This window comes from Cylindrospermopsis curvispora GIHE-G1, assembly GCF_014489415.1.
GTDB lineage: Bacteria > Cyanobacteriota > Cyanobacteriia > Cyanobacteriales > Nostocaceae > Raphidiopsis > Raphidiopsis curvispora_A.
In genome coordinates this window covers 2,540,819-2,554,152 of the sequence record NZ_CP060822.1, presented here as the reverse complement: position 1 = coordinate 2,554,152, position 13,334 = coordinate 2,540,819, and the positions used below count along the sequence as shown (strand labels likewise).

The window sequence follows — 13,334 nt, the reverse complement described above, 5'->3', positions numbered from 1 at the left end:
TCACACACTCATGCTTTAAATAGATTACCTAAGAAACCTTCCAAACCACCCTTACCGGTGCGGTCTCCCTTAATCTTAGCCAATTTTTCCAGTAGTTCTCGTTCCTCGGGAGTGACCTTGGTAGGAATATCAATTAACACTGTCAGCAGATGATCCCCTCGACTTACCGCATTACCCAACCGAGGTACTCCCCGATTTTCCAGTTTCATCACTGTGTTGGGTTGAGTCCCAGGGGGGATAGTTAACTCCACCGGACCATCCACAGTATTCACATCTATTCGACAACCCAAAATTGCTTGTAGATAGCTAATTTTCAACTCCGAAAGAATGTTAATTCCATCCCGTTGAAATTCCTCATCATCATTAACAAACAGATAAACATATAAGTCCCCTGCTGGACCACCCCGCTGACCGGAATCTCCTTCTTGAGAAATGCGCAGACGGGTTCCGTTATCCACACCTGCGGGAATTGTCACTTTCAGCTTCTTAGTTACCTGCTTCATTCCCTTACCATCACAGGACTCACACTTATCTTCTATAACTGAGCCTGTTCCATTACAGGTAGGACAAGTAGAAACTTGAGTAAAACTGCCAAAGGGTGTCCTAGTCACGCGGCGCACCTGACCAGATCCGCTACATGTACCACAGGTGCGGGGACGGGTTCCTGGTTTGGCCCCCGTTCCACCACACACCTCACAGGTCTCCTGATGGGCAATACGAATTTCCTTTTCCCCACCAAATACCGCTTCCCGAAATTCCAACTTCAGGTCTAATCGGAGATCATCACCACGAACCGGTCCACCTCTTCGCCTTTGCTGTTGAGTAGGTCCCCCCATTCCCCCAGCAAAACCACTAAAAATGCTTTCAAATATGTCGGCAAACCCCCCAGCATCCCCCATGTCCTGGAATCCAGCAGCACCCGATACTCCAGCTTCCCCAAATCGGTTATAGCGCTCTCGCGTGTCCGCTTCTGATAACACTTCATAAGCACGGTTAATCTCTTTGAACTTTTCTTCCGCCCCCGGTTCTTTATTCACATCTGGGTGATACTTCCGGGCTTGACGGCGATAAGCTTGTTTAATTTGTTCTTTGTCGGCATCACGGGAGACACCTAGGATTTCATAATAGTCGCGGGCCATATACTATGCTTAAGAGTAAGAACTAAGAGAGCAAAATTGGAATTCAGACGGACAATAGTTAATTTTTGTTAATGAACTTATTACACCTTAACCATAACCTATAATCGGTCTTTCACGAAAGTTATTGATAGGTGCAACATTAAACCTTCTATATTATAATTGTGCTACCTACCGTGACAAAAACCAGCCCACCTCTTACAGGAAGTAACCGTACCAGTAGGTGTGGAAATCCGTCATCTGTTCCCGAACTTATCAACCCGGAGATAAATGGTAATCTCCGGGTTGACTTGCTGTGTCTAATCCTGATCTGACTGGCCTTTTTCTTCCGTAGATGTATCCTCTATGGCAGCAGCTACCTTCACCATGGCATGACGCAGCACGCGATCGCCCAAAAAATAGCCGCGAACCAACTCTTCTAAAACAGTTCCTTCGGGATGTTCGCTTGTCTGTTCTCGCATAACTGCTTCATGGAGATTTGGGTCAAATTCCTGACCTTCAGGACGCATAGGTGACACTCCCATTTTCTTCAAGGAATCTACCAACTGTTTATAAACTCCTTGATAACTCTTATGGATTGTCATTTCACCATCATCTTGTGGTTTAAGGTGTGCCCTTGCTCGCTCAAAGTTATCCACCACAGGTAACAACTCCATAATTGTGTTTCTTTTCACCTGTGTTTCTGTGTCTTCTTTTTCTTTGGAGACCCGTCTGCGATAGTTCTCAAAATCTGCTGCAATTCGCATGTACTGAGAACTACGCTCCTCAAGTTGAGCCTTTAGAGACTGATTTTGTTGAGTTAGTTGAGTAATTAGATCCCTATCTACTACTTCTTCCACTGCAGCGACACCATTTTCCTCGCCGACGGTAGATTGTTCCGACAAATTCGCATCCGGAGGTTGATGGTCACTCACGGTGCTGTCAGATTCTTGAGAATTGATCCCGGTTGGGTAGTCGCCTGTCATTGCTTTACCTCTATTGGTTCTTCCAATCACTAACTAATATGGTTTACTTAATTTACCTAAAAATCGGACAAAAACCTCAGGTCTCGACGACACGATGATTTTGCCCGTTTTGACTATTTGTATATTTTGCGGGAGGAGCCTGTTCAACAACCACCACTTGAACATTATACAATTGGTGTTTATATATGGCAATTGACTTCTCTACGCTCTAAAGAGACGGAGGTTCATTAGAACCGTTTTTGTTTTACAAGCGTGCTCTAATTGGCGCAGTCAAAAACGCCTTACTGACTCCACTTGAATCAACTCCAAATATTGTCCATATTTTTCTTTACCATACCATCCTGACTGATAGGTGTCAATACTTGACTGCGGATAAATCCGCTTGAGTCGGTTTTCCGCCCCTGCTTGAAAGCTAAGGGCTACCAACCTTACAGACTTTTTACGTGTTTTAATCAAAGGTAGAGTATTTGAAGGATAATAAAAACTACACTGTTATAAATGTAGTATATAATGTTTCTAAAGTAGAATCCCTTGTTTCGGTAAAAAAGCTAAAAACAGTAAAAACATAACTTAATATACCTTGCTATGATTTACTCAGTTAAAAAACGTTTAGATAAAACTAGTGCTATTCAAGTTAACACTCTTCCTGTACTAAACAAACTAGTTAAATCTGGTCATATTCATAGGGAACAGATGAAGCTAGCCGTGATGGAAAGTCTTGAATCTGGGAAAGTATTAACAGATGTTTTACAATCTATAGCCAGAGGGAAGTTAGATCCTCAGTTAATCAGAGAATGTAAAAAACAGCATTTATTTGAATTAAAAATACTATATGGTGTAGAATATATAGATCCAGAAGTCAATCAAATGAACTGGAATATTATCAGAGAATTGATCGAGAGTTTAATACCAATAGATATTTGTCGTAGTTATGGATTATTACCATTAGGAAAGGAAGAAAATCAGAATCCACCCCAGGTGTTAGTAGCAATGGTTGAGCCAGATAATTTAGCGGCATGTGATTACCTTAATAGGATATTACAACCGCCAAACTGGCAATTTAAACGTCTAGTAATTGCTGCGGAAGATTACGAAATATTAATTAATCAATACACAAAAGAGCAAACTCAATTCACAGATATTAGCCAAGATCTAGAAAGTTTAAGTCTTGAGGTTATGGAGCAGAGACTAGAAGAAGGAGATGTAGATTTGACAGTAGCCATGAAAGAAGCTCAGGATGAGCCGATTATTAATCTTGTGAATAAAATTCTCTTTTTAGCTCTGCGAGATGGTGCTTCTGATATTCACGTTGAACCTCAAGAAGAATATTTACGAATTCGGTTTCGCAACGATGGAGTACTGCGGGAGTCGGAATCTATTCCCCCCATTCCCAAACATATTATTCCTGCAGTTACTGCGCGAATTAAAATTATCTCTAATCTAGATATTGCCGAAAAGAGATTGCCCCAAGATGGCAGAATTCGCAGAGTATTTGATGGTAAAAAGGTAGATATCCGAGTCAGCACCTTACCCAACCGCTACGGAGAAAAAATCTGTCTGAGGATTTTAGACAATTCCTCCACTAAATTACCCCTAGATCAAATAATTACTGATCCCCATACTTTGCAGGTATTTAAAAATATTATTCATAAACCCCTAGGTTTAATTTTAGTCACAGGTCCAACCGGTTCTGGAAAAACTACCTCCTTATATTCTGCTCTAGCAGAATTAAATGATCCGGGAATTAATATTAGTACAGTTGAAGATCCCGTAGAATACAGTTTACCGGGACTGACTCAAGTGCAGGTAATTCGAGAAAAGGGATTAGACTTTGCCACAGTTCTGCGAGCTTTTCTGCGACAAGACCCAGACGTGTTATTGGTGGGAGAAACACGAGATGGGGAAACTGCGAAAACCGCAATTGAAGCAGCACTAACCGGACATCTAGTATTCACTACCTTGCATACTATAGATGCTGCAGGAGCGATCGCCCGCTTACTGGAAATGGGTATTGAACCATTTATGATTTCTAGTTCTCTAATTGGTGTATTAGCCCAGAGGTTAGTGCGTAGACTGTGTCCCACATGTCGAATTCCCTATAATCCTACAGTTCAAGAACTAGGGAGATATGGTTTATCCCTAGTGCAAGAAGGCAATGTCATTTTCTATAAAGCTAATACCATATCATCAGAACTTATAGGAAAAAGCCCGAATAAAATCAAAGTTTGTCCTAACTGTTATGGTACTGGCTACAAAGGGCGTTGTGGAGTGTATGAAGTTATGGCAGTTACGCAAAAACTACAAAATTTAATTAATCAAGAAGCTGACACAGAAAAAATTAAAGAAGCAGCTTTAGAAGAGGGAATGATAACCCTATTGGGTTATAGTCTCAATCTAGTTCGTCAAGGCATAACGACCTTAGAAGAAGTGGAGCGGGTGGTATATACAGATAGGGAATTGATAAGGGAATTAAAAGTCTCACGACAGAAGAGTCTCACATGTCAATGTTGTGATGCTACCCTAAAACCAGAGTGGTTAGATTGTCCTTATTGTTTGACCCCTAGATTAATTAATTGAGAAATTCCCTATTACATATGGAATACACAATTAAAGAACTGCTGCAAAATTTAGTAGATATGGGTGGTTCAGACCTGCATCTATCTGCAGGTTTAAGACCCTATTTTCGCATTGGTGGAAAACTCACTCCCTTAGGTAATGAGATATTAACACCAGATGAATGTGAAAAACTGATTTTTAGTATGTTGAATAAGGACCAGCGTCACAGGTTAGAAAAAACCTGGGAGTTAGATTGTTCTTATGAAATCAAAGGTCTAGCACGTTTTCGAGTTAACGTCTATAAAGAAAGGGGCAATTATGCAGCTTGTTTACGGGTTTTAAGTTATAAAATTCCCAATTTTGAAGAGTTAGGTTTACCCAAGATTATTCGAGAAATAGCAGAAAAACCCAGAGGACTAATTCTTGTTACAGGTCCAACCGGTTCTGGTAAAACCACTACCCTAGCTGCAATGATTGATTTAATCAACCAAAATCGAGCTGAACATATTCTAACCATAGAAGACCCAATAGAATTTGTGCATGAGCCAATTAAAAGTTTAATCCACCAACGACAATTAGGTGAAGATACACGGAGTTTTGCCAATGCCTTAAAAGCAGCTTTACGGGAAGATCCAGATATTATTCTCGTGGGGGAAATGCGAGACCTAGAAACGATTTCTCTAGCTATTTCTGCTGCAGAAACAGGTCATTTGGTCTTAGCCACATTACATACTAATTCAGCAGCACAGACCATTGATAGAATCATTGATGTTTTTCCAGCGGAACGACAAATGCAAATTAGAGTACAATTATCTAACTCCCTGTTGGCAGTTTTCAGTCAAATCCTAGTACCTAGAAAAAACGTTAAACCAGGTGGATCTAGTCGGGTGATGGCACAGGAAATTATGATAGTTACTCCAGCAATTGCTAACTTAATAAGGGAGGGAAAAATAGCCCAGATATATTCATTTATTCAAACAGGAGGTAAATTGGGAATGCAAACCTTAGAAAAAGCCCTATGTGAGCTATTTAAAGCTGGTCTTATTTCTCAAGAACTAGCACTTTCTAGGACTTCTAGACCGGATGAAGTGCAACGGTTAATTGGTATTTTGTAATTACTAAAAATCTCCTACCTAGAAAACTATGGATATTTACATTGCTGTTGTTCAAAACTCTCAAGGTAAAACCCAAACCCAAAAATTAATGGCTAATTCCCTAACTGAAGCACAAAATAAACTCCGCAGTCGGGGACTAATGGTGAAAGCTCTCAATAAATACTCAAAACCATCCATAAAAAAATCTCATAGATTAAACTCACATTTATATTGGCAAAAGTTACAGGACGATTTTTCCCATTATTTCGTGAGGGTAACCGTCCAAGATAAGGCGATTTTTTCTCGGCAATTTGCTACCTTAGTTAATTCAGGGGTGACAATCATAAAATCTCTGGATATTATTTCTCCACAGTGTTCTAACCCCAAATTGAAAAAAGCCCTAAATCAAATATCTACGGATATTAAAACGGGAATAAATCTTTCCGATTCCATGAAAAAGCACCCCGATTGTTTCGATAATTTATATATTAGTATGGTGCAAGCTGGAGAAGCAGGAGGAGTACTTGATGATGTTTTACATCGGTTGGCCAAATTATTAGAAGACCTAGCTAAACTGCAAAATCAAATTAAATCTGCTCTCTCCTATCCTATATTTGTAGGTTGTTTCGCCATAGCTATTGCTTTGGCAATGACAATTTTTATCATCCCCATTTTCGCCAATATTTTTAAAAACATGGGAGTAGAATTACCAATAATCACAAAAATTTTAATCAGTTTTAGTCAAACTTTGAATAGCTGGGTTTTTCTGGTAATAATTGCACTAATAACTATGGGATTAGTTGCTATTCAACAATATTATAAAACCAATGGGGGCAAACTAAAGATTGATTGGCTATTTTTAAAAATTCCCCTACTGGGAAAACTAATGCAAAAGTCTTTTGTAGCTAAATTCAGCAGAACCTTTGCCTCCTTGATTCGTTCTGGAGTACCCATGATCACCAGTTTAGTAATAGTCAAAAATACATCGGGAAATCAGGTCATTGCTAATGCTATTGATTATGCTAGGAAAGACCTAGAAAAAGGAGGTATGCTCAGTCAATCTCTGAATAAAAGCGGGGTGTTTCCACAAATGGCAATTCAAATGATGATCATTGGGGAAGAAACCGGGGAACTAGATGAAATGCTAATGAAAATTGCGGATTTTTATGAACATGAAGTGGAGCAAACTATAAAATCAATTCTCAGTATATTGGAACCAATCATGATTGTACTCTTGGGAGGGATGGTAGCGACAATTTTACTTGCTATGTACTTGCCAATGTTTAGAATGTTTGAAAACATAGGATAGCCAGTACCCATCTCCCCACTTCCACTTTCTAACGAACAAATTGAGGCATAACTTCTGCTGCGGTAAACAAACCGTAAATACCTTTTTTGTGGAATTGATAACCTGCTTTCAAGTAACCAAAAGCGGGTCCAGATACATTAGCAGCCATACTAGTCTCATCTCCTAATGTAAAGGTATGAGTAGAAATTCTGCCTTCAAAAGTGCGTCCAGTAATTTTGACATTAGTACTAAGGGGCTTTTTCGAGTTACGCGTATCAACCACACCACCCACTGTTACCCTATCCCGTGGACATATACCGGCAATTTCTAGCATTACATCATCAGCATGTTCCATATTTTCCAGGGTCAACACTCCATTAGTTTTGTCCAGTAGTACTTCTACTTCCTCGTCGGTCATTGCTCTGGCAATTTCTACGTTATAACCAGGTATGTGCGCAATGTCCTCCCTAATAGTAGCACGATAAGCTTCCCAATTAGCAATACCTACACCAAAAGTAATTTCTACTTTATGAATTTCAGCATAGCTTTGAGCTGCTAAAGCAGCAGCAGCAGTTAAAAGTCCAGGAGTTGCTCCACAACCGGTCATATAGGTAATTTGCGCCATCTCCAGTTCTTTTTTCATGGCAAGAAGCTGCTCTACTGCGCTCGTGCGTTTAATAGCATCCACCAACACACCTTGCCAACCAGCAGTGATAAATTGTTGGGTAACTTTGGGGATAAAGTCATTAGGAAGGTTAGGTAAAGCCAGAAAATAGGCATCCACCCCTGGAGCATTAGCAATTAAATCCTTAATGCTGTGATTACTTAAATTACCATGGGACTGCAAGTAACCAACGGATCCCTGTTGTTGATAAGTGGTAATGGCGAAGTTTGTGTTTAAACCAACTGTTGAGTAGGCGTAGCCTTTTTGATCTGCAACTGCTACTAGAAGCATTTCCCGTTTTCCAGATAGAACTTTAGCTGCTGCTTGTCCGAGTCCACCAAAGCCCAATACTCCAATGCGAAGAGGTTGACTAGTGATTCCTGTATTCATTGTGGTTTTTGTATCTTGGATCATGGTTAATTATGCTTCATTTTACCGCTCTATAGGATCTACCCAAAGATACCCAAACCTTTACAGATCTGGACTTTAGAACCTACTTCCTGTTTCATCGTAGTCTCAAGATGATTCTTGAGAGGTTTGTCTACTCCACAAGCTATCTCGGTAGAGCTTACCGTTTGATCCGAACGAATCGGAATCTGAATTCCTTCAAACCATCGTTCTAGATTTTTTGCCGCGATCTCTGTCTTGGGTGTGTCCACATTCAGGACAAACGTAAACTCGTTAAAAATGCTTTGATACTCAAGTCCTCAATTTTGATAACGCTGTGGTTTTTAGCGAGATCATAAGTGAGTTACCCAGTAGCATTATTTCACCTCATTAACTGCTCCTCAATCAACTTTTTGTTTTTGTGACTTCCAGCGCCATAAAGGCGACTGTAAAACACTTGAATCAAGTCTATCATGTCTTGCACAAGTTCTTGTTCAAAATTGATTTCTTCATTGAACTCAACGATAATACACAATACATTTTAGTATGTAGATATTTTGGTAGATTTGTCAATATCTGGGTAGAAATTTTCTTTCAGCTTCTAGCCCAAAGTTTCATTTCTATCCCCCCACTTATTCATAAATATTTTTCCATTTTTCCGGAGATGTCTCTTTAATTGTTGTAACTCTGCCTAGTAAGTTATCGTAAAGTGTCAACAATCACCACACCTTTAAGATGTGTGATTCTACAGACAGATACTTAGTACATATCTACCACTTTGAAGATCCATGAGCAATTACTACCCCTGTCCTAAAAACCCTTTAACAATTTATACTAGTAATGGACAAATCAAAAATTCTAGTCTGTGCGACTTCTGCTGGAATGAATACTGCTTTTGTTGGTCAAATTACTGTATAGGTGAGTGGCTTGAATTACAAAACAACTATATGCAACAGCGGTTACAACAAAAAATATCAAACTTAAAAACGTAAAAAGTACAAACCTTTAAATAAGTCAATTTTTATTAACTCACCTTGTCAAGTGATGTAAATAGACTTGACAAGTAGTTTGCATTTTTTATAAAGGCAAAATAATGAATTTACGGCAGATATATTGTAATAAAACGGGAGTGATTAAGTGAATATAGAAGGATTATTTCAGCGAACGGGAGTTATGCGGCAACATTTATTAAATTTATATCAAACTACTATAGCCTTGCCATGGATCCCTTCCGATTTATTACCACAAACTTTTAAAGAGCTACATACCACACTAAAAATGCTGCTTGCAGCTATAGATGAACTTCATCAACAAAATGAAGAATTTGTACAAACTCGCAATTTAGTAGAAATAGAACGTCAACACTATCAGGAATTATTTGAGTATTTACCAGTAGGTTATTTACACACTAACCTCCAGGGAATAATTGAAGATGCTAATCAAGAAGCAGGAAGATTATTAAACATTAGTCCAAAATTTTTAGTTGGTAAACCCCTGATTAGTTTTATTGTTCAGGAATGCCAACAGTATTTTTGTCGTGAACTTATTGAATTATCTAAGTCCGATCAAGTTAGACAATTATTTTTAGTTTTGAAACCGCGCTATAATGGTCCTTTTAATGCCTCTTTGATAGTTAGATCTTCCTTTAATTTCCATATAAATAAAAGCAATTTATACTGGCTAATTCAAAAATCATCTACATCACAAATTGTGGGCATGACAACAATTGATATGGACGAAGAAATATTGCAAGATCGCCAAATACATAAATATTCTAAGGGGGATAATATTGCCTTAGATAATACATTCTTTGGATATGTTATACAGGGTTTGGTGAAACTGAGTACATTAAGTCAAACAGGTACAGAAATTCTCATAGGTTTGGCAACCTCAGGAATGGTTTTTGGTTCCACTATGACCAATCTACCACTTTACGAAGCTACAGCTATTTCTGATGTTGAGCTAGTCCTAATTTATGTATCGGAAATGCGAGCTATTCCTAATTTGAATCAAATGCTCTTACCAAAAATTAAACAGCGATTACAACAAACAGAGTCTTTTTTATTTATCATTAGTCATTATAATGTGGAGGATAGATTAAGCAGTTTATTAGAAATGTTAAAATTAGAACTTGGCGAACCAGTAGTAGAAGGAACAAGGTTACTTTTTCGCCTAACTCACGAGGATATTGCCACTGCTTGTAATTCCACAAGAGTAACCATTACTCGCTTACTCAACAAACTACAGAAACAGGGAAAAATAAAGTACGATGCTAATAAGCATATTATAATTTGCAGTCCACCACGATGAAAGGTAGCGTTGTCAACAATCACCCACGGGACGTAGCAATAGATTTTCGTGGGTTGAGTTTAATACGAAACCCAACAAACTAACGAGATAAGCGTATAACGTTCAAGGATCAATAGTCAACCCCCACCATTGGAAAAAAATCAAAAATAAATATTGTGTCTCCCTACTTAGTTTGGTCTTTTCGCGCCAACTTACTTATTCCAGAAACCTGAACTAGCTCCCAACCTTGATGAAATATTTCGTCAATCGATACCATTTCCCCTTGGGTGGTCATAAATTTGTGATCCTTCGTTGCTCTGATTGTTGAACCATCGTCTAAACAGTATTCGTATAAATCCTGCACTCCTCTATCATGCCATTGACCGATAGGTTGGGTGTAGACGTTACCACTATCGTTCAGACTAAATACTGTACAGACCATTTGCTTATCCACAATTTCTCCAATGGGCAAAAATCCATACTCCAGAGTTAAAACTTCCGTTTCATAACTTAAACAATACTCAGCAAATTTTAACATATCCGCAAATAATTGTTCAGCAACTTGTTTTTTGACCCCGTTTTTTGTTGCTCCATCAATAAATTTTTCCTGCTGTTTTTGCATTTCTGCTACCTTCTTTTTCCCCATGGCCCGACGTAGCAGATCCGCTTGTCCGAGAGAGTAACCAGCCATATCTTGAGCAATTTTCATAATCTGCTCTTGATAGACCATAATTCCGTAGGTTTCATTTAGTATGGGCTGTAAAATCTGGGATTCGTAATCAATAGATTCCCGACCATGTTTACGATTAATAAACTTAGGAATCAACCCAGCATCTAGGGGACCGGGTCTATATAGAGCTAAAATTGAAGAGATATCTTCAATATTGGAGGGTTTTAGATCTCTAACAATTTGTTTCATTCCCGAAGATTCTAATTGAAATACACCCTCTAAATCTCCTGATTCCAGCAGAGAATAGGCTTGAGCTACATCTTTAGGTAAGGTGCTATATTCACCTTTAGCTAGGATCTTTTGAGCTTTTCTTTCTTGACGGGTAATATCATCTGGATCTATTGTATAACCTCGGTTTTGTTCAATTAAATCTATAGTTTTTTGAATTAGGGTCAGATTTCTCAGACCCAAAAAGTCCATTTTCAACAAGCCTAGAGACTCCAAATCCTCCATAAAATATTGAGTAATAACCGAACCATCATTGTTCTTCTGCAATGGCACAATTTCATCTAATGGCTCAGAGGAAATTACCACTCCTGCTGCATGAACACCGAAGGTTTTGTTAGTTCCCTCAATCCGCATGGCCATATCTATCCAACGACGAACATGCTGTTCGTTATCATATTTGGCCTTGAATTCTGGTTCTGGAGTTTCATCGGAAATCATTACCTTGAGTTTTGTGGGTTTTCCTCTAACTACGGGAATCATCTTGGCCATTTTGTCTGCTTCACCATAGGGTATATCTAATACCCTAGCTACATCTTTAAGGACTGCTTTTGATGTTAAACGGTTAAAGGTAATGATTTGGGCGACCTTATCCGCACCATATTTTTCTGTTACATAACTAATGACTTCATCCCGTTTTTCAATACAAAAGTCTGTATCAATATCAGGCATAGATTTGCGCTCTGGGTTCAAAAATCGCTCAAATAGTAGTCCGTGATGTACGGGATCAATATTGGTAATTCCCATAGCATAAGCCACCAATGAACCAGCTGCTGACCCTCGACCTGGACCTACAGGAATGTTATGATCTCGGGCAAATTTAATGTAGTCCCAAACCACTAAAAAGTAGCTGGAAAAACCCATTTGCTCAATCATTTTTAGTTCATATTCTAGTCTTTCTTTGTATACAGTATCCACCTCGTTACGAGATTTACGATTTAATCTTTTTAATAGTCCTTGCCAAGCTACTTCTTCTGTATAAGTATCCGGTGTGTGTCCTGTGGGAATGGGTGGTGCGGGAATTTTGGGTTCGTCCATAATATTATAGGCTTCCACTTTCTCTGCTACTTCTATTGTGGTAGCAATGGCTTCAGCAATTACATCATCTGTTAGGTGATCTCGAAATAGTAACTGCATTTCTTGAGTGGATTTTAGGTACTCAGTACCGCTATACCGCATTCGCTTATCATCTGCAATTAGTTTACCAGTTTGAATACAAAGTAGGGCATCATGGGCTTCTACGTCAAAACAGGATATGTAATGGGAATCATTGGTGGCAATAAATTTAATGTCTAGTTCTCGGGCAATTTTTACAAGTTCTACATTGACAATTCTATCTTCCTGAGAGCCATGATCTTGAATTTCTAAATAAAAGTCTTCTCCAAATACTTCTTTATACCAGGTGGCAACTTTTCTTGCTTTCTCTAATTTCCCTCCCAGTACTGCTTGGGGAATTTCTCCTGCTAAACAAGCGCTCGTTACTATTAGACCTTCTTTATGTTCTTTGAGCAAGTCTTTATTAATACAAGGACGAGAAAAAATTCCTTTTCCCTGGGTTCCTTTTAGATGAGAAATGGTGGTTAGTTTGACCAGGTTTTTATAACCTTTGGTGTTTTTTGCCAACACAACTTGATGGTATCTCGCACGACGTTCTTGTTTTTCAATGTCTCCATTGATGATATACATCTCGTTACCTATTATTGGCTTAAATCCTGGTTTGCTACGACAGATTTTAATTAGCTCTATCGCTCCATACATTACGCCATGGTCTGTCAATGCTAAACTGTTCATCCCTAGGGCGATCGCCTGCTCTACTAACTCTGGTATTTGACTAGCGCCGTCTAGTAAACTGTAGTCACTATGAAGGTGTAAAGGTACAAAGGACATAAACTAATTTTTACTGGTTGAAGTTAGTTTAACTTGGTTAAAGTTAATTATTGAGGCTTCTATTATAGCCTTTTTCACAATTATTGCCACCCGGTAAAAAACTAAAAAAACTC

At 38.8% G+C, this 13,334-nt stretch carries 10 protein-coding genes and 1 pseudogene; 4 read left to right on the top strand and 7 right to left on the bottom strand.

Annotated elements, in window-relative coordinates; translation table 11 throughout:
* Positions 1–8 precede the first annotated feature (8 nt).
* From dnaJ to IAR63_RS11315, 3 genes are all read right to left on the bottom strand, one after another.
* Positions 9–1,139, bottom strand: coding sequence for a molecular chaperone DnaJ (gene dnaJ / locus IAR63_RS11325; RefSeq protein ID WP_187705349.1), 1,131 nt, complete (start codon positions 1,137–1,139; stop codon positions 9–11).
* Between the two features lie 296 nt (positions 1,140–1,435).
* Entirely contained in the window at positions 1,436–2,131 is a 696-nt protein-coding gene (grpE, locus tag IAR63_RS11320) for a nucleotide exchange factor GrpE (RefSeq protein ID WP_407927138.1), read from the bottom strand.
* Between the two features lie 240 nt (positions 2,132–2,371).
* A complete protein-coding gene (locus IAR63_RS11315; protein ID WP_187705347.1) occupies positions 2,372–2,557 on the bottom strand; it encodes a hypothetical protein in 186 nt (61 codons plus the stop codon).
* 129 nt (positions 2,558–2,686) lie between these two features.
* Here IAR63_RS11315 and IAR63_RS11310 point away from each other — a divergent pair, with 129 nt between their 5' ends.
* The 3 genes from IAR63_RS11310 to IAR63_RS11300 are packed head-to-tail and all read left to right on the top strand — an operon-like array spanning position 2,687 to position 7,060.
* The gene (locus tag IAR63_RS11310; RefSeq protein WP_187705346.1) at positions 2,687–4,678 is read left to right on the top strand and encodes a GspE/PulE family protein; all 1,992 of its coding nucleotides are present in this window, start codon (positions 2,687–2,689) and stop codon (positions 4,676–4,678) included.
* A 17-nt stretch (positions 4,679–4,695) separates the two neighbouring features.
* The gene (locus tag IAR63_RS11305; protein WP_187705345.1) at positions 4,696–5,772 is read left to right on the top strand and encodes a type IV pilus twitching motility protein PilT; all 1,077 of its coding nucleotides are present in this window, start codon (positions 4,696–4,698) and stop codon (positions 5,770–5,772) included.
* 28 nt (positions 5,773–5,800) lie between these two features.
* On the top strand, positions 5,801–7,060 hold the full coding sequence (locus tag IAR63_RS11300) for a type II secretion system F family protein (protein WP_187705344.1): 1,260 nt from the start codon (positions 5,801–5,803) through the stop codon (positions 7,058–7,060).
* Between the two features lie 28 nt (positions 7,061–7,088).
* On the opposite strand, the gene bioU is transcribed toward IAR63_RS11300, so the two are convergent.
* The 3 genes and pseudogenes from bioU to IAR63_RS18875 all read right to left on the bottom strand — a co-directional run.
* Entirely contained in the window at positions 7,089–8,093 is a 1,005-nt protein-coding gene (bioU, locus tag IAR63_RS11295; protein ID WP_187707447.1) for a (S)-8-amino-7-oxononanoate synthase BioU, read from the bottom strand.
* 59 nt (positions 8,094–8,152) lie between these two features.
* The gene (locus IAR63_RS11290; RefSeq protein ID WP_235678250.1) at positions 8,153–8,362 is read right to left on the bottom strand and encodes a hypothetical protein; all 210 of its coding nucleotides are present in this window, start codon (positions 8,360–8,362) and stop codon (positions 8,153–8,155) included.
* Positions 8,363–8,472: 110 nt separating this feature from the next.
* A pseudogene (locus IAR63_RS18875) lies at positions 8,473–8,619 on the bottom strand (IS607 family transposase); the annotation flags it as partial.
* 608 nt (positions 8,620–9,227) lie between these two features.
* Here IAR63_RS18875 and IAR63_RS11285 point away from each other — a divergent pair.
* Positions 9,228–10,400: a helix-turn-helix domain-containing protein gene (locus tag IAR63_RS11285; protein ID WP_187705343.1), complete on the top strand. Its 1,173-nt coding sequence runs from the start codon at positions 9,228–9,230 to the stop codon at positions 10,398–10,400.
* A 163-nt stretch (positions 10,401–10,563) separates the two neighbouring features.
* Here IAR63_RS11285 and IAR63_RS11280 read toward each other — a convergent pair whose 3' ends face one another.
* A complete protein-coding gene (locus tag IAR63_RS11280) occupies positions 10,564–13,221 on the bottom strand; it encodes a DNA polymerase III subunit alpha (RefSeq protein ID WP_187705342.1) in 2,658 nt (885 codons plus the stop codon).
* Positions 13,222–13,334: the final 113 nt, after the last annotated feature.